Genomic DNA, 17,464 nt, shown 5'->3' with positions numbered 1-17,464 from the left:
GATGACTGACACCGACTCGGACACCGACGCGGACGCCGACGTCGTCGTGGTCGGGGCCGGGGCATCCGGCCTGTCCCTCGCGTGGCGCCTGGTGAGCGGCGCGGCCGGCGCCGGGCGGGCGGCCCCCCGCGTCCTGCTCGTCGAGCCGCCCCCGGGGCCGCTCCGCAGCCCGGAGCGGACCTGGTGTTTCTGGGAAGAGGGGCCGGGCGAATTCGACGATCTCCTGACCGCCGCGTGGACGCGGCTGTCCGTCACGGACGGGGACGGGCGTACGACCACGGGCGCCTGCGGGACGACGTACAAGATGCTCCGCTCCACGGCCTACACGCGTGAACTGGGGGCGCGGCTGGCCTCGTCGGCCGGGGTGCGACGCCTGACCGGTACGGTCACCGGAATCCGCGACGTGCCGGGGGGCGGCGAGACGACCGGGGTGGACGCGGACGGACGGCCGTTCCGGCTCCTCAGCCGCTGGGTGTTCGACTCGCGCCCGCCACGGCGGCTGCCCCCGGCCCGCACCACGCTGTTGCAGCACTTCCGCGGGTGGTTCGTGCAGACCAGGCGGGCCTGCTTCGACCCGTCCGTGGCCCAGCTGATGGATTTCCGTACGCCACAACCGCCGCCCGGGGGCCTCGCGTTCGTCTACCTCCTGCCCCTCTCGGAGGACGAGGCCCTGGTCGAGTACACGGTCTTCTCCACCTCGGTGGCGAGCACCCGTGCGTACGAGACCGCGCTGCGCCGCTACCTCGAGGACACCCGGCGGCTCGGCGACTACACCGTCACCGCGACCGAGCACGGCGTCATCCCCATGACCGACGGCGTCTTCCGGCGCCGAGCCGGCAGGTCGGTCTTCCGCATCGGTGCCGCGGGAGGCGCCGTGCGGCCGTCGACCGGCTACGCGTTCGCCGCGCTCCAGCGCCAGGCCACGGCCGTCGCCGCCGCGTACGGGGCCGGCCGTACGCCGCTGCCGCCGGAAGCGCACTCGTGGCGCCACCGCACCATGGACGCCGTCCTGCTGCGGGCTCTGGCGACCGGCCGCATCGACGGCGCGGCCTTCTTCACCGACCTCTTCCGGCGCAACCCCCTGGACCGGGTGCTGCACTTCCTCGAAGGGCGCTCGACTCCCGCGCAGGAGTGGGCGATCGGCCTACGCGCCCCGGTCCTCCCGATGGTCCGCACGCTGGGCGAACTCCCCTTCGTACCGCGCCGGGCAGCACAGGCGGAGCGGCCTTCTTCGGGCGTCCGGTCCGCGGCCGTCGAGCACGGGGGAGTGCAGGCGTGAGGCACGGCCACCGGCCACGGCCGCCGCTGCACATCCGGGACCGGCGGGCAGTCCTCTGGCCGGCGGCGGCCGGGGCCCCGCACGTCCGCGAGCCCGCGCCCCGCGCCGCCGTCGTGGGCGGCGGCATCGCCGGGCTCGCCGCCGCCACCGCCCTGGCCGAACGCGGCGTACGCGTCGACCTCCTGGAGGAGCGGGCGACGCTGGGCGGGCGGCTGCGCGGGTGGCACACGCGGCTGGCCGACGGCAGCACCGCGACGATGAGCCGCGGCTTCCACGCCTTCTTCCGCCAGTACTACAACCTGCGGGGTCTGCTGCGGCGTACGGACGACGACTCCGGCACCGGCTGTGGCGCCGGCACGCTCGTGCCCCTGCCCGACTACCCGCTGCGGCGCGCCGGCGGCCCGTCCGACAGCTTCCGGCGGGTACCGCGCACCCCGCCGTGGAGCGTGCTGGGATTCGTGGCGCGCAGCCCCACCTTCACGCTCTCCGGCATGGCGAGGATGAACCCGAGGGCGGCGCTGCCCCTTCTCGACGTGCGGGTGCCGGAGGTCTACCGGCGGCTGGACGAGGTCAGCGCGGCGGAGTTCCTGGACAGGGTCCGCTTTCCCGACGAGGCCCGTGACCTGGCCTTCGAGGTGTTCTCCCGGAGCTTCTTCGCCGACCCGCGCGAACTGTCCGCCGCGGAGCTCGTGTTGATGTTCCACATCTACTTCCTGGGGTCGGCGGAAGGCCTGCTCTTCGACGTCCCCGCAGAGCCCTTCCCCTTCGCCCTGTGGGATCCGCTCGCGCGCCGCCTCGGCAAGCTCGGCGTCACGGTCCGTACCGGCGTCGGGGTGCGCTCGCTCGTGCCCGAAGGCGACGGCTTCGCGCTGTCCCTCTCCGCTCGCCCGGACGACGCGGACCCGGAGGTGCACCGCTACGACGCCTGCGTCCTGGCCCTCGACAGCAGGGGGTTGCAGACCCTCGTCGCTGGCTCCCCCCGCCTCGGGGACGAGCACTGGCGCGCGGGCGTCGCGCGCCTGCGCCAGGCCCCGCCCTTCCTCGTCTCGCGCTACTGGCTGGACCGGCCCGTGGCTCCCGGCAGGCCGGGCTTCCTCGGTACGAGCGGCTACGGGCCCCTCGACAACGTCAGCGTCCTCGACCGGTGGGAGGGCGAGGCCGCCCGCTGGGCCCGGCGAAGCGGCGGCTCGGTGGTGGAGCTGCACGCGTACGCCGTACCCGTCGGCCGCGACCGCACCGCGGTCGAAGCCCGCACGCGGCACGAACTATCCCGCGTCTACCCCGAGACGGCACGAGCCGGGACCGTCGACGTACGTCACGAATGGCAGCAGGACTGCCCCCATTTCCCCGTCGGCGGATACGCGGACAGGCCGGGCGTGCGCACCCGCCACCCGCGGCTCGTGGTCGCCGGGGACCTGGTGCGCACGCGGCTGCCGGTCGCACTGATGGAGCGGGCGGCGACCACCGGGTTCCAGGCCGCGAACGCGCTGCTGGCCACCTGGGGCGTTCGGGGGCACCCACTGTGGTCGGTGCCGGTGGCGGGCCGCTCCGCCGCGCTGCGCGCGCTGAGCCGGCTGGGCTGACGGCTGCGTCGTGGGCGCCGTCCTCCGGCCGCCCGCCCGCGTGTGCGGAGCACGCCACGCTGCCGCAGTGTGGATGGATGGCAGATCCAGAGCGCCGCTGGTGCTTCGCGGACCAGCTGGGCCCGCACTTCCTGGACGGGAAGGACCAGCCGGTGCTGCTGATCGAGTCGCGAGCGGTGCTGCGCCGCCGCCGCTTCCACCGGCAGAAGGCCCATCTGGTCCTCTCGGCCCTGCGGCACAGGGCCGCCGAGCTGGGCGAGCGGGCGCTGTTCGTGCAGGCCGACACCTACACCGAAGCGCTCGCCGGTGTGCGGGGCCCGTTGACGGTCTGCGGACCCACCTCGCGTGCGGCCGCGGAATTCGTGCAAGGGCTCGACGGGGTGACGGTCCTCCCGTCACGCGGATTCGCCACCGGGCGCGACCACTTCGAGGAGTGGGCCGCCCGGCGCGGCAACAAGCCGCTGATCATGGAGAGTTTCTACCGCAGCGCCCGCAGAGCGACCGGCCTCCTGATGGACGTCGACCAACCCGCCGGCGGGCAGTGGAACCTCGACAAGGAGAACAGGGAGCCGCCACCCGCGGCCGCCGAGTTGCCGCTGCCCACGCCCTACATCCCGGACGAGGACGACATCGACGCCGAGGTGCGGGCCGACCTGGACGCCGCCGAACGCATGGGCGAGGTCTCCTTCGTCGGACGTGACGGACCCCGGCAGTTCCCCGCGACCCGGGCCGAGGCACGACGTGCGCTGCAGCACTTCGTCGAGGAGCGGCTGCCCACCTTCGGCCCCTACGAGGACGCCATGCTGGCCGGCGACTCCAGCATGAGCCACAGCCGGCTGTCGGCGGCCCTGAACCTCGGCCTGCTGGACCCCCTGGAGTGCGTACGTGCGGCCGAGAGGGCATGGCGCGAGGGCAGGGTGCCCCTTCGCAGCGCGGAGGGATACGTCCGCCAGGTCATCGGGTGGCGCGACTACGTATGGCACACGTACTGGCACTTCGGACGTGGATACGCCCGGCGCAACGCGCTGCGGGCGAGGCGGCGCCTGCCGGACTGGTTCGCCGGGCTCGACGCCGACGACGTCCGGGCCCGCTGCCTGTCGACCGTGCTCGGGGACGTGCGCGACCGGGGTTGGGCGCACCACATCCCGCGTCTGATGGTGCTCGGCAACTACGGCCTGCAACGGGGCTGGAACCCCGCCGAACTCTCCGACTGGTTCCATCGCTGTTTCGTCGACGGCTACGAATGGGTCATGGCCGCCAACGTCATCGGCATGTCCCAGTACGCGGACGGTGGCACGATCACCACGAAGCCTTACGCGGCCGGCGGCGCCTACATCAACCGGATGAGCGACTTCTGCCATGGCTGCGTCTACCGGCCGTCCGCACGCACCGGTGACGACGCGTGTCCGTACACCGCCGGGTACTGGTGGTTCCTCTCCCGCAACGAGAAGCGCCTCGCCGGCAACTGGCGCCTCGCACCACAGCTGCGCAACCTCCACCGCATCACAGACCTGGACGAGGTGGTCGCGCGGGAACGCACCCGGCAGCGTCCCTGAAGCGCTGCGGCACGCCCGGCGCGGACGGCCGCAGGGGCTCATCGCGGACCGCCGCAGGGGGGACCTCAGAGTCCCGGCGCTCCCCAGACGGGGAACCACCGGCCGAGGTCCGGTTCGATGGGCAGGTCGTCCGTCAGCAGCCCGCGGATCTGGAGCTCCAGAGTGCTGTCCCGTTTCTCCTTGCGCCCGGGCTGCGGGGCGAACGGATAGAAGGTGCCGCGCTTGTAGAGGTAGACGAGGGCGAGGGAGCGGGCCGCCGCCCCTTCGCTCTCCGTCTCCTCCGCACCCCGGAAGCCGACCAGGGAGCACAGCAGCTGCGGACCGAACCCGTTCTCCTCGAGCAGGGTGTTCACCGCGTGCAGATCGTTGACGAGCTCGACCGTCTCCTCCGGCTCGTGCCGGGCCAACAGCCAGGTGTAGCCGTACTCGTCCTGGCTGAACTCCACCGGGATTCCGCCCCGTTGGGGTTCAGCTTCGTGCCGGGGACCCCGGGAGAGGTCGGCGTCCAGCAACCGCCGTACGTCCCGCTGGAGCTGCTTGAAGGCTCCACCCTCCACGCTCGCGAAGCACACCGATCCCAGTCCGGTCGGTACGAGGTCCGCGCCCGCCTGGAGTGTGACGGCGGCCGCGGGGAGGGCGAAGAGCTGGTCGAGGTCGGGGCGCACGGGTTTGCTGCGGCCCAGAAGTGCGTCGAGAAGGCCCACGGGGTTCACGTCCCTCGTACTGGTGCGACGGTGCTGCTCACTGCTGCCCGAGCTGCGTCGAGATGCGGCTCAACTGCTCCAGGCGCCGCTCCAGCGGCGGGTGGGAGGAGAACAGCGTCGCGATGGTCTCGCCGGAGAAGGCGGGTGCGAAGAAGAAGGCGTTGAAGGGCTCGGCCTTGCGCAGATCGCGGGTCGGGATTCGGGCCATCTGACCCGTGACCTTGGTCAGCGCGGAGGCAAGCGCGGACGGCCGACCGGTGAGGAGCGCACCCGCGCGGTCCGCGGACAGTTCGCGGTAGCGCGAGAGCAGCCGGGTCAGCAGGAAGCTGAGGATGTAGACGAGGATGCTCACCAGAGGGATCACCAGCAGGATGATGCCGAGGCCGCTCTGGTCGTTGCGCCCGGCTCCGCTGAGTCCGCTGAACAGCGCGACCCTGGTCAGCACGCCGGCCAAGACGCCCAGGAACGAGGCGATGGTCATGACGGCGACGTCGCGGTGCGCGACGTGCGACAGCTCGTGCGAGAGGACGCCTTCGACCTCCTCCGGTTCCAGGCGCCGCATCAGGCCCGTCGTCGCGCAGACCATCGAATTGCGCTGGCTTCGTCCCGTGGCGAAGGCGTTGGGCACATCGCTTTCGGCGATGGCCACCTTCGGCTTCGGCACGTCGGCGAGCGCGCAGAGCCTGTCCACGGCACCGTGCAATTCGGGTGCCTGCTCCGGGGTCACCTCACGGGCCCCCATGCTGAAGGCCGCGATGCGGTCGCTGAACCAGAACTGGGCGATGAAGAGGCCGCCCACCGCGATGACGATCAGTGGCCACGCGTTGCCCAGCGCCGCGATCAGCACGCCCACCAGCAGCACATAGAGCAGCCCGATGAGGAACATCGTGACCACCATGCGGCTGGTCAGTCCACGGTCGGCGACGTATCGCCCACGAGCTGCTGCCATGACGGACGCTCCTCCCTCACTCCTACGGAAGCGGGCCCACCGGACCGCCCTGCGTGCGCCGGGCTGCGGCGCTTCGCGGCGGCGCGGCTCCGCGCACCTCCATATGGCGTGCCGTACCGTCCTCCTCCGGAAGCGGGCCGTTCTCCCGCACCAGGGGTCGGGCGGTGTTCCAGTACGCCACTTATGTGCTAATTGTCCACTCTTTACGTTCGTTTTGGCGAATGACGGAGAGCAGCCGGGAGCTGACCCGGCGCGACACCCGGCGCGACCGGTCCCGAGCCGCCCGCCGTAGGCTCGGCGCCATGGCACCTCCCCCTCTTCCCCCGCGGACCGAGCGCGTCCCGAGACTGAGCACCGTGATCCTTCCCGTCCTGCGCTGGCACGAGGGCGGACGTGAGCGGTGGCAGCGCGCCGAAGAGCTGGGCTTCGACACCGCCTACACCTACGACCACCTCTCATGGCGGGCCAACTTCCGCGACGGACCGTGGTTCGGTGCCCTGCCCACCCTCACTGCGGCCGCGGCAGCCACGTCACGTCTGCGCCTGGGCACCCTCGTCACCTCGCCCAACTTCCGGCACCCCGTGACGCTGGCCAAGGAACTGATGTCCTTGGACGACATCAGCGGCGGCCGCGTCACCCTCGGCATCGGCGCGGGCGGCAACGGCTTCGACGCGACGGCGCTCGGCCAGGAGCCGTGGACGCCGCGTGAGCGCGCGGACCGGTTCGCCGAGTTCGTGCCGCTGCTGGACAGACTGCTCCGCGAACCTGTCGTCTCCTACGAGGGCACCTTCTACTCGGCGGACGAGGTGCGCGGCATCCCCGGCTGCGTGCAGCGCCCCCGCCTGCCCTTCGCCGTGGCCGCCACCGGCCCGCGCGGCATGCTGCTCACCGGGCGCTACGGGCAGTCCTGGGTGACCACGGGTGATCCGCGCATCGCCGCGACGGGCACCCCCGCCGAGGGGCTCCAGGCCGTACGCGACCAGATCGTCCGGCTCGGCACGGCCTGCGACCAGACGGGGCGGGACGCGTCGGATCTGGAGAAGGTCCTGCTCACGGGATTCGTGCCGGGGACGCCCCTGGAGTCCGTCGACGCCTTCGTCGATTTCGCGGGGAAGTACGCGGAGGCGGGCATCACCGAGATCGTCCTCCACTGGCCGATTGCCGACTCGCAGTTCGCCGCCGACGAGACGGTCTTCGAGCGCATCGCCACCGAGGGGATCGCACAGCTCAGGGGTACGGCACCACAGCAGTAGAGGGGCGGTCGGGAGGGCACATGCCCCGTTCGCCGCTCATCAGGGGCACCCTCCGCACTGGTGTGCGTGCATATGCGGGAAGATGGTCGCTGTGACTGAGCCGCCCGCATTCCGCGCACCCAGCGCGCCTCCCGCCGATCCGGCAGTCGATTCCCTTCAGGCCCGGCACGCCGCCGCCCCGGCGGTCGTGTCTCCGGCCGCCACCGACCGGGCCGTGCGCCCCCGCCTGATCGCCACGGACCTCGACGGCACGCTGCTGCGTGACGACAAGACGGTCTCCGAACGTACGGTCGCCGCCCTCGCCGCCGCAGAGGCAGCGGGGCTCGACGTCTTCTTCGTGACCGGCCGACCCGCCCGCTGGATGGACGTCGTCAGAGAGCATGTGCACGGCCACGGCCTCGCCATCTGCGCGAACGGCGCCGCTGTGGTCGACCTGCACCGCGGGGGCGAGGTCGTCGACGTCCGGGCGCTGGGCCGTTACGACGCACTCGCCGTTGTCGGCGCGCTGCGCGAGGCGGCCCCCGGTGTGTGCTTCGCCGTCGAACGCAGCGGCGGGCTCCACCTCGACCCGGAGTACCCGGCACTGCACCGCGACCTGTTCGGGACAGTCGCGCCCGTGGAGAAGCTGCTGGGCCCGGAGCACGAGGAACCCGTGCTGAAGCTGCTGGCCCACCACCCGGAGCTGGAACCGGACGAGTTCCTCGCCGTGGGACGCAGGGCGGCCGGCGCGCACGCGCAGTTCACCCGCTCCAGCAAGTCCGCACTGCTCGAGATCAGCGGTTCGGGCGTGAGCAAGGCCAGCACGCTGGCGCGGTGCTGCGCGCAGCGGGGCGTCAGCCCCGAGGAGGTCGTCGCGTTCGGTGACATGCAGAACGACCTGGACATGCTGAGCTGGGCCGGCACCTCGTACGCGATGGCGAACGCACATCCCGACGTACTCGCCGCGACCGCGAACCACACGTCGTCCAACGAGGCCGACGGTGTCGCCGAGATCATCGAGAGGCTGCTGCTCCGGTACGGGCGGCGGCGGCAGGACGCCGGTCCGACTGGGGCGCGGGGCGGTCCGGACGGGCACGGTGCGCCGGTGCGCCGCTCGCCGCTTCACGGGCAAGCATCCGGCTGAACGGCCCGCCGGCTGCGGCCAGTTCGGCGTACGTGCCGCGTTCGACGGTGCGGCCCGCGTCGAGCACGACCACCTCGTCCACCGCCTCAAGACCCTTCAGCCGGTGCGTGATGAGGACGGAGGTGCGGCCCTCGGTGACGACGAGCAGGTCCGCCGTGAGCGCGTCCGCCGTGGGCAGATCGAGGTGTTCGGCGGGCTCGTCCAGTACCAGCACGGGGAAGTCCGCGAGCAACGCACGGGCCAGCGCCAGCCGTTGACGTTCCCCGCCGGAGAGGCGGGCGCCGTGCTCCCCGACGAGTGTGTCCAGGCCCTCGGGGAGCATGGCCGTCCAGGAGTCCAGACGGGCCCTCGCGAGAGCACTGCGCAGCTCGTCGTCCGTGGCGTCCTTGCGCGCGAGGAGCAAGTTCTCGCGCAGCGAGCTGTCGAAGACATGGGCGTCCTGTGCGCACAGGCCCACGAAGCGCCGCACGGTGTCCGAGTGCAGCGCGTTCGCCGGTACGCCGCCTTCGGCGGGTGCGCCGCCGAGCGTGTACGAACCGCTCTCCGCGTCGAGGAAGCGCAGCAGCGTACGGGCCAGCGTGGTCTTGCCGGAGCCGGACGCGCCGACGACGGCGACGCGGTGGCCGGGTGTGAGCCGCAGGTCGAAGTCCGCGAGGGGCGGGGCCAGTTGCCGCCTCCCGGCGTCCGAGCGCTGGGTGCTCTGCTGCTCCGGGTGCCGGTGCCCCCGGTGCTCCGGGTCTTCCGTGTCCGGGTAGTGCGCCGTGACCGAGCGCAGCACGAGCGGGAACGGTGACGCGGGCGCGGGCAGGGGGTGTTCGGGTTCCCGCACGGGTTCCGGAGCGTCCACGACGTCCCGCACGCGCCGGGCCGAGCGCGCGGCGCGCTGCCGGTGACTGACGGCGAGCGGCATGCCGTTGACCGCCTCGAACGCCGCCAGCGGCGTGAGCACGACGGCGGCGAGCCACACCCCGTCGAGCCGCCCCGCGTGGACCGCCGCTGCACCGGCCCATGCGGCGGCGGTGACGGTGAGGCCGCACGCGAGGGTCGCCAGACCGGACCCGAGCGCCGTCGCCGCGGAGGAGCGGGCGGCGATCCGGGTGAGGCGCCGATCCGCCGCGCGGGCCGCGGCCTTGCGCGCGGGCAGTGCGCCCGCGACGGTCAACTCCCCGGTGCCGGTGAGGAGATCGACCACCTGGGTCGTCAACGCGGCCCGCGACGGGGCGAGTCTGCGCTCCGCGCGACGCGAGAGCGCGCCGGTGAGAGCCGGGACGGCGACCCCGGCCACCAGCAGTCCGGCGGCGAGCGCCGCACCCGCGGCGGGCAGTAGCGCGCCGGTGAACGCGACGGCCGCCAGTCCTGTGACCGCCGCGACGACGGCGGGCAGCAGCCAGCGCAGGAAACGGTCCTGCAGGGCGTCGACGTCGCTCACGAGGCGGGTGAGCAGGTCTCCTCGGTGCATGAACCGGAGGCCGGCCGGGGCGAGGGGTTCGAGCCTGCGGTAGATGCGGACCCGTACGTCGGCGAGCACGCGGAGCACCGCGTCGTGCGAGACGAGCCGCTCGGCGTAGCGGAACACGGCGCGGCCGATGCCGAAGGTGCGTGTGGCGGTGACGGCGACCATCAGATACAGCACCGGCGGCTGCTGCGAGGCGCGCGAGATCAGCCAGCCCGAGGTCGCCATGAGGCCGACGGCGCAGAGCAGGGCGAGCGAACCGAGGACGGCCGCGACCGCCAGGCGGGGCCCGGGACCGCGCTCGCGGCCGGGACGGTGCGCGCCGGGATCGTCGCCCGTCCCCGGACCGGGGGTCTCACGGGTCGCCTCCGCCGGCCCGTCCCCCTGTGCGTCCGCCGAACCGTCCTCCACGTCAACGGACCGCGTACGCAGGTGAGTTGTGGCCGCGGACGTCGCATTCGGCAGCGGGCCGGTCAGGGATGCGGCGGGCACCGGCGGTGCGAGGGTGACCACGCGGTCCGCCGTGCCCAGCAGGGCCGGGCGGTGCGTGACGAGCAGGACCGTGCGGTCCTCCGAGACGCGGCGCAGCGTCTCGGCGACCGACGATTCCGTCTCTCCGTCGAGGGCCGCCGTGGGCTCGTCGAGCAGCAGGAGCGGCCGGTCGGTGAGGAACGCCCGTGCCAGGGCGACGCGTTGGCGCTGACCAGCGGAGATTCCGGCACCGGCCTCACCGAGGGGCGTGTCCGGATCGAGGCTCGCTCCCGCGGCGGTCAGCGCGGCGGCGACCTGCGCGTCGGTGGCGGCGGGCTCTGCCAGGCGGACGTTGTCCGCGACCGTGCCCGCGAAGAGGTGCGGGTGCTGGGGCACCCATGCGATCTGGGCGTGCCAGCCGCCGAGTTCGAGGTCGCGGACGTCTGTGCCGTCGACGCGCACGGCGCCCGAGGCGGGCCGTGCGAAGCCCAGCACCGCCTGCAGCAGCGTCGACTTGCCCGCGCCGGAAGGTCCCGTCAGGGCGACCGTCTCACCGGGCCGCAGGGTGAGGTCCGTCGGGGGCAGCGAGTCGTGGGCGCGGCCCTCGTGGCGCACGCGGAGCCCGTCGACGGTGAGGGTGGCCGTCCGCAGGTCGGGGGCAGGGGCGCCGGAACCGTGCGGGAGCGGTTCGTCGAGGACTGCGAAGACCTCCTCCGCGGCGGACAGCCCCTCGGCGGCAGCGTGGTAGTGGGTGCCGACCTGGCGCAGCGGCAGATAGGCCTCCGGCGCGAGGACGAGGACGAGCAGGCCCGTGTAGAGGTCGAGTTCGCCGTGCACCAGCCGCATCCCGATGCCGACCGCCACCAGCGCCACCGAGATCGTGGCGAGGAGTTCCAGGACCAGGGAGGAGAGGAAGGCGATACGCAGGGTGCGCAGGGTGGCGCGCCGGTAGTCGTCGGTGATGACGCGGATGTTGCGGGCCTGCGCCTTCGCGCGGCCGAAGATCTTGAGGGTGGGCAGTCCCGCCACGACGTCCAGGAAGTGGCCGGACAGCCGGGAGAGCAGGCGCCACTGGCGGTCCGTGTGAGCTTGCGTGGCCCAGCCGACGAGGGCCATGAACAGCGGGATGAGGGGGAGGGTGACGAGGATGACCGCCGCCGAGATCCAGTCGGCGGTGACGACGCGGACCAGTACGGCGACGGGTACGACCACGGCCAGGGCGAGTTGGGGAAGGTAGCGGGAGAAGTAGCCGTCGAGGGCGTCGATCCCGCGGGTGGCGAGGTTGGCCAGCTCGCCGGTGCGGCGGCCCGGGAGCCGGGCGGGCCCGAGGGCCAGGGCATGGTCCAGGAGGCGTGTGCGCAGCTCGGACTTCACCGCCGCGCTCGAGCGGTGCGCCGCGAGCTCGGTGAGCCATGAGACCAGGGCACGGCCCGCGGTCACCGCGAGAAGCAGCAGGAGCTGGGTGTGTACGCCGGCGTCGTGCCGGAACGCGCGGACGACGATGTCCGCGATCAGCACGGCCTGCCCGATGACGAGCAGCGCCGAGACGAGCCCCAGCACCACGGACGTGGCGAGGAAGACACGGGTGGTGCGGGCGTGGGCGAGCAGCCGCGGATCGACGGGCCTCATCGGTGACTCCCCATCAGTGGTTCCCGGCGATGTGCCGGGTCCCGATGCGCTTGCGGAAGACCCAGTACGTCCAGCCCTGGTACAGCATCACGACGGGTGTGGCGAGCGCCGCGCACCACGTCATGATCTTCAGGGTGTACGGGCTGGAGGCGGCGTTCTCGGCGGTCAGGCTCCAGCGCGGGTCGAGCGACGAGGGCATGACGTCCGGGAAGAGCGCGATGAAGAGCGCGGCCGTCACGGCGACGACGGTCACCCCCGACAGGCCGAAGGCCCAGCCCTCCCGGCCGGCGGCGTTGGCCACGACGGCGGCGAGGAGAGCGCCCACGGCGGCCGCGGAGGCGACGAAGCTCACGCTGCCGCCGGAGTTCAGCTGCGTCCAGGTGAGGAAGGCCGCGGTGAGCACGGCGCACACCGGGCCGAGCATGGTGGCCAGACGCCGGGCGCGCGGACGGATGTCGCCGGTCGTCTTGAGCGCGGTGAACACCGCGCCGTGGAAGGTGAAGAGGGTGAGCGTCACGAGCCCGCCGAGCAGCGCGTACGGGCCGAGAAGGTCGGCGAGGTCCCCGGCGAAGTTCTTGTCCGCGTCGATGGGTACGCCCCGCACGAGGTTGCCGAAGGCGAGACCCCACAGGAACGCCGGCAGCAGCGACGTGACGAACAGCGCCCACTCCCAGCGGTCCTGCCACGTCGTCCCGGAGCGCTTGGCGCGGTACTCGAACGCGACGCCTCGGACGATGAGGCAGACCAGGATGACCAGGAGCGGCAGGTAGAAGCCGGAGAAGAGCGTCGCGTACCAGTCGGGGAAGGCGGCGAAGGTGGCGCCGGCGGCCGAGATCAGCCACACCTCGTTGCCGTCCCAGACGGGCCCGATGGTGTTGATCAGTACGCGCCGCTCCCCGCGGTCTCGGGCGAGGAGGCGGGTGAGGACTCCGACGCCGAAGTCGAAGCCTTCGAGGAAGAAGTAGCCGGTCCACAGCACGGCGATCACCGCGAACCAGAGGTCGTGAAGCTGCATCGCGTGCTCCTCAGTACGAGAAGGCCATGGGCCGGTCGGGGTCGTCGGTGTCGTGTCCGCCGATCCGGGTGGGCGGGTTGAGGTCGGCTTCGGTCAGCTCCGGCGGACCGGCCTTGACGTACTTCGCCAGCAGCTTGATCTCGATGACGGCCAGCAGCGCGTACAGCGCGATGAAGACGCTCATGGAGGTGATGACCTCGCCCTGGCTGACGCTGGGCGAGACACCCGCGGCCGTGGGCAGCACGCCGAAGACGACCCAGGGCTGACGGCCGGTCTCGGTGAAGATCCAGCCCCAGGAGTTGGCGATCAGCGGGAAGAGCATGGTCAGCAGCGCGAGCCGCCAGTACCAGCGGGTGAGTGCCGTACCCAGTTCACGGTCGCGGGTGAGGGCGAGACGCGGGACCTCGTCGTCGGCGGTGCGCAGACCCGGTGAGAGCCAGAGCCTTCGCCGGGTGAGATACAGCCCGGCGGCGCCGAGCGCGAAGGAGGACATCCCGAAGCCGATCATCCACCGGAACGACCAGTAGGCGAGCGGGATGTTGGGCCGGAAGTCGTCGATGCCGAGCTTGTCGCCGTGCTTCTCGCGCAGTGCCGCGTCGGTGTCGTTGATGCCGGGCACTTCCTCGGAGAAGTTGTCGTGCGCGAGGAAGGACAGCAGTCCGGGGATCTCGATCGCGACCTCGTTGTGGCCCTCGTCGACGTCCCCGACGGCGAAGAGCGAGAACGGCGCGGGCCCCTGGGTCTCCCAGAGCGCTTCGGCGGAGGCCATCTTCATCGGCTGCTGGTCGTACATGATCTTCCCCAGCCGGTCGCCGGTGACCGCTGTGAGCACTCCGGCCACCACCATCACGACCAGGCCGAGCCGCAGCGAGGAGCGCATCACGGACACATGCCGCCCCCGCATCAGGTGGTACGCGGCGATGCCCACCATGAACGCCCCGCCGGTGAGGAAGGCGGCGACGAGGGTGTGCCCGAACTGCGCCAGCGCCGTGTTCTGTGTCAGCACCCGGACGAAGTCGGTGAGTTCGGCACGACCGTTCTCCGGGTTCATGCGGTAGCCGACGGGATGCTGCATCCAGGAGTTGGCGGCGAGGATGAAGTACGCGGACAGGACGCTGCCGAGGGCCACCATCCACATGCAGCCCGCATGGAGGCCCTTGGGCAGCTTGTCCCAGCCGAAGATCCACAGGCCGATGAAGGTGGACTCGAAGAAGAAGGCCACCAGCGCCTCGAAGGCGAGGGGGGCCCCGAAGACGTCCCCGACGAAGCGGGAGTAGTCCGACCAGTTCATGCCGAACTGGAACTCCTGCAGGATGCCGGTCACCACACCCATGGCGATGTTGATCAGGAATAGCTTGCCCCAGAACTTGGTGGCCCTGAGGTACTTCTCCCTGCCGGTGCGCACCCACGCCGTCTCCAGTCCGGCGACGAACACGGAGAGGGAGATCGTCAGGGGCACGAACAGGAAGTGGTAGACGGTCGTGACGCCGAACTGCCAGCGCGCCAGGGTCTCCGGCGCCAGTGCTGCCAACTCCACCGGCTCTCTCCTTTGCCTCGCGGCTGTGGCCGGTGTCCGGCGTGATGTTCGTCCGCGTTCGGACAGCTTTGACCGGTCCACAAGTGGTACTCGTGAATGCGTTCACATTCACAAGAGATATTACGACCGGGCTTTTCGGACACGGCAAGGGGGTCCCCCGAAACGCGGAACGGCCGTCGCTCCTGGTGCGGCGGCCGTTCGCGGGGCTCGGGTTCGCGTGGCTGGGGTTCGCGTGATTCGCGTGACTGTTGGTTCGCGTGATGGGGGCGGTGCGCTCAGAACTCGCTCTTGCGGAAGGAGGCCGCTGTCTGCAGGAAGAGGTCGTTCGCCTCGTTCTCCCCCACCGTGACGCGTACGCCCTCACCCGGGAACGGCCGGATCATCACGCCCGCCTTCTCGCAGGCCTCGGCGAAAGCGGTCGTACGGTCACCGAGCCGCAGCCAGACGAAGTTGGCCTGCGACTCCGGAACCGTCCAGCCCTGCGCGACCAGTTCACGCGAGACGCGTGCACGCTCGGCGACGAGCCCCTCGACGCGTTCGAGCAGCTCGTTCTCGCTGCGCAGCGAGGCGACCGCGGCGTCCTGGGCGACCTGACTGACGCCGAACGGCACGGCGGTCTTGCGCAGCGCCGCGGCGACCGGTTCGTGGGCGACCGCGAAGCCGACCCGGAGACCGGCGAGTCCGTATGCCTTGGAGAAGGTGCGCAGCACGCACACGTTGGGGCGGTCACGGTAGAGGTCCAGGCCGTCGACGACGGCCTCGTCACGCACGAACTCGCGGTAGGCCTCGTCCAGCACGACCAGGACATCGTCCGGGACGCGGTCGAGGAACCGCTCCAGGGAGTCTCCCGGGATGGCAACGCCCGTCGGGTTGTTGGGGTTGCAGACGAAGATCAGCCGGGTGCGGTCGGTGACGGCGCCGGCCATGGCGTCCAGGTCGTGTTCCTCGGCGTCCGTGAGGGGCACCTGTACCGACGAGGCGCCGGAGATCTGGGTGATGATCGGATACGCCTCGAAGGAACGCCAGGCGTAGATCACTTCGTCGCCCGGGCCCGCGGTGCTCTGTAGCAGCTGCTGGGCGACGCCGACGGAGCCGGTGCCGGTGGCCACGTGCTCGACGGGAACGCCGAAGCGGCTTCCGATCGCCTCCATCAGGCCGGTGCAGGCCATGTCCGGGTAGCGGTTGGCGGTGCCGGCCGCGGCGGTCATCGTCTCCAGCACGCCGGGGAGCGGCGGGTACGGGTTCTCGTTCGAGGACAGCTTGAACGCCGCGGGCCCCGAGGCGGCCGGCCGGCCCGGCTTGTACGTGGGAATGCCTTCGAGCGCGCCGCGCAGCCTGGGCTTGTTCTCACTCACCGCTGACTCCTCCTCGTCCCTGCCACCAACATCAATACTGCTAACCCTAAGAGGAATCCGACAGGGGGCGTACGGGCTTGCATCATGAGCCCCCTCACGCACTTCCGCGCTGGTGGCTCGAGCCGTGGCGCGCATCACTCATGAAGGTGAGTTGAGACCTCCTCGCAACATGGCCGTGTCCGTCGGCGCAATCGCCCCCGGAGGAGGCCAAAGTTCATGATGGGTCGTCAACTTTCATGTATTCCAAGGCTGTTGGCTTGGTCAGCACATGCAGAATCGTGCCTTCTGGGGTTCCCCCGAAGTGTCCCGCACCCCCTCCGCCACGGGCCTACGATCGGGGCGCCATGACAGCAGCAGAGAAGCATCAGGTAAGCCGGGCATCGGCCTCGCGCCGGGCACGCGGGGGGAGCCGGCTGAGCGGGCGCGCGGGCATCCGCGATGTCGCCGCCGCGGCCGGTGTCTCGATCACGACTGTCTCCGACGCGCTCAACGGCAAGGGCCGCCTCCCCGACGCCACCCGCAGCCACGTGCGCGAGGTCGCCCAGCGCCTCGGCTACCGCCCCTCGGCCGCCGCCCGCACGCTCCGCACCGGCAAGTCCGGCCTGATCGGGCTCACGGTCACCACGTACGGCGAAGAACCGTTCACTTTCACCGAGTTCGCCTACTTCGCAGAGATGGCCAGGGCCGCGACCTCGGCCGCGCTCGCCCGCGGATACGCCCTGGTGATCCTGCCCGCCACCTCGCGGCACGACTTGTGGTCGAACGTGGCACTCGACGGCACCGTCGTCATCGACCCCTCCGACGAGGACCCGGTCGTCATGGAACTCGTCCGCTCAGGTCTGCCCGTCGTCTCCGACGGACGCCCCAGCGGCTCGCTGCCCGTCGCCGCATGGGTCGACAACGACCACGAGGAGGCCGTCCGCGGCCTCCTCGACCATCTCTCCGAGGCAGGCGCACGCCGCATCGGGCTGCTGACCGGCACCAGCACCGACACCTACACGCGGCTGTCGACCACCGCCTACTTCGACTGGTGCGCCCGCGTGGGCCAGGAACCCGTCTACGAGCACTACCCGGCGCACGACCACTGCGCGGGCGCCGTCGCCGCCGACCGGCTGCTCGCCAGGCCCGACCGCCCCGACGCGGTGTACGGGCTCTTCGACCCCAACGGCACGGACCTGCTGGCGGCGGCACGCCGGTACGGGCTGCGCGTGCCGGAGGACCTGCTGCTGGTGTGCTGCAGCGAGTCCAGCGTCTACAACACGACCGAGCCGCCCATCACCACGCTCTCGCTCAAGCCGGGCCGCATCGGCAACACCGTCATCCAGCTCCTGATCGACGCCATCGAGGGCATCGCCGGCGACGCGCCGGTGCATCAGGTGATGCCGACGGACCTCATCATCCGTACGTCCTCGCAGCGGCGCTCGCCCCGCACCACCGTCAGCGCGCCGCGCTCCCCCACGGAACGGCCCGGCCCGAATGATCCGGCAGACGCCTGACGGCCCCTCGGACCATGTGTCGGGCCGCGGACGAGAGGGGAATTTACGGAGGAATGCGCCA

Annotated in this window: 11 protein-coding genes and 1 pseudogene; 6 read left to right on the top strand and 6 right to left on the bottom strand. The window is 71.7% G+C overall.

Going from position 1 to position 17,464, the window contains the following annotated elements; all coding sequences use genetic code 11:
* Nucleotide 1 precedes the first annotated feature (1 nt).
* From I004_RS36950 to I004_RS0129535, 3 genes are all read left to right on the top strand, one after another.
* Complete coding sequence (locus I004_RS36950) at nt 2-1,279, top strand: lycopene cyclase family protein (RefSeq protein ID WP_051345576.1); 1,278 nt, start codon at nt 2-4, stop codon at nt 1,277-1,279.
* Nucleotides 1,276-2,862 (top strand): FAD-dependent oxidoreductase, encoded by a 1,587-nt coding sequence (locus I004_RS0129540; protein ID WP_051345575.1) that lies wholly within the window; start codon nt 1,276-1,278, stop codon nt 2,860-2,862. The genes I004_RS36950 and I004_RS0129540 overlap by 4 nt, the downstream gene beginning before the upstream one ends.
* Before the next feature lie 77 nt (nt 2,863-2,939).
* Complete coding sequence (locus I004_RS0129535) at nt 2,940-4,418, top strand: cryptochrome/photolyase family protein (protein ID WP_028438425.1); 1,479 nt, start codon at nt 2,940-2,942, stop codon at nt 4,416-4,418.
* Between the two features lie 65 nt (nt 4,419-4,483).
* Here the strand turns inward: I004_RS0129535 and pspAB are convergent, their stop codons facing one another.
* Nucleotides 4,484-5,122 carry a PspA-associated protein PspAB gene (gene pspAB / locus I004_RS0129530; RefSeq protein ID WP_028438424.1) on the bottom strand — a complete coding sequence of 213 codons (639 nt, stop codon included), beginning with the start codon at nt 5,120-5,122 and terminating at the stop codon, nt 4,484-4,486.
* 37 nt (nt 5,123-5,159) lie between these two features.
* Nucleotides 5,160-6,071, bottom strand: coding sequence for a zinc metalloprotease HtpX (htpX, locus tag I004_RS0129525; RefSeq protein ID WP_028438423.1), 912 nt, complete (start codon nt 6,069-6,071; stop codon nt 5,160-5,162).
* A gap of 302 nt (nt 6,072-6,373) precedes the next feature.
* Between htpX and I004_RS0129520 the strand changes: the two genes are divergently transcribed.
* A complete protein-coding gene (locus I004_RS0129520; RefSeq protein ID WP_051345596.1) occupies nt 6,374-7,324 on the top strand; it encodes an LLM class flavin-dependent oxidoreductase in 951 nt (316 codons plus the stop codon).
* A gap of 82 nt (nt 7,325-7,406) precedes the next feature.
* On the top strand, nt 7,407-8,447 hold the full coding sequence (locus tag I004_RS40625; protein WP_106965465.1) for an HAD family hydrolase: 1,041 nt from the start codon (nt 7,407-7,409) through the stop codon (nt 8,445-8,447).
* Here I004_RS40625 and cydD read toward each other — a convergent pair.
* The 4 genes and pseudogenes from cydD to hisC all read right to left on the bottom strand — a co-directional run.
* Nucleotides 8,416-12,000, bottom strand: a pseudogene (cydD, locus tag I004_RS36940) (thiol reductant ABC exporter subunit CydD); the annotation flags it as partial. The gene I004_RS40625 and the pseudogene cydD sit on opposite strands and share 32 nt — an antisense overlap.
* 13 nt (nt 12,001-12,013) lie before the next feature.
* Nucleotides 12,014-13,015 (bottom strand): cytochrome d ubiquinol oxidase subunit II, encoded by a 1,002-nt coding sequence (gene cydB, locus I004_RS0129505; protein WP_028438421.1) that lies wholly within the window; start codon nt 13,013-13,015, stop codon nt 12,014-12,016.
* Nucleotides 13,016-13,025: 10 nt separating this feature from the next.
* The gene (locus I004_RS0129500; protein WP_028438420.1) at nt 13,026-14,552 is read right to left on the bottom strand and encodes a cytochrome ubiquinol oxidase subunit I; all 1,527 of its coding nucleotides are present in this window, start codon (nt 14,550-14,552) and stop codon (nt 13,026-13,028) included.
* A 275-nt stretch (nt 14,553-14,827) separates the two neighbouring features.
* Nucleotides 14,828-15,907, bottom strand: coding sequence for a histidinol-phosphate transaminase (gene hisC, locus I004_RS0129495; protein WP_028438419.1), 1,080 nt, complete (start codon nt 15,905-15,907; stop codon nt 14,828-14,830).
* 344 nt (nt 15,908-16,251) lie between these two features.
* Here hisC and I004_RS0129490 point away from each other — a divergent pair, with 344 nt between their 5' ends.
* The gene (locus I004_RS0129490) at nt 16,252-17,403 is read left to right on the top strand and encodes a LacI family DNA-binding transcriptional regulator (RefSeq protein WP_028438418.1); all 1,152 of its coding nucleotides are present in this window, start codon (nt 16,252-16,254) and stop codon (nt 17,401-17,403) included.
* Nucleotides 17,404-17,464: the final 61 nt, after the last annotated feature.

It is taken from the genome of Streptomyces sp. TAA486 (assembly GCF_000426165.1).
The sequence above is the reverse complement of the archived record's forward strand: the minus strand, read 5'-3'. Positions and strand labels throughout refer to the sequence as shown.

Excerpts from the sequence above, each read along its gene's own strand:
- I004_RS36950 (WP_051345576.1), top strand. The coding sequence starts at position 2 with ATGACTGACACCGACTCGGACACCGACGCGGACGCCGACGTCGTCGTG.
- I004_RS0129535 (WP_028438425.1), top strand. The coding sequence starts at position 2,940 with ATGGCAGATCCAGAGCGCCGCTGGTGCTTCGCGGACCAGCTGGGCCCG.
- htpX (WP_028438423.1), bottom strand. The coding sequence starts at position 6,071 with ATGGCAGCAGCTCGTGGGCGATACGTCGCCGACCGTGGACTGACCAGC.
- I004_RS0129520 (WP_051345596.1), top strand. The coding sequence starts at position 6,374 with ATGGCACCTCCCCCTCTTCCCCCGCGGACCGAGCGCGTCCCGAGACTG.
- I004_RS40625 (WP_106965465.1), top strand. The coding sequence starts at position 7,407 with ATGGTCGCTGTGACTGAGCCGCCCGCATTCCGCGCACCCAGCGCGCCT.
- cydB (WP_028438421.1), bottom strand. The coding sequence starts at position 13,015 with ATGCAGCTTCACGACCTCTGGTTCGCGGTGATCGCCGTGCTGTGGACC.
- I004_RS0129490 (WP_028438418.1), top strand. The coding sequence starts at position 16,252 with ATGACAGCAGCAGAGAAGCATCAGGTAAGCCGGGCATCGGCCTCGCGC.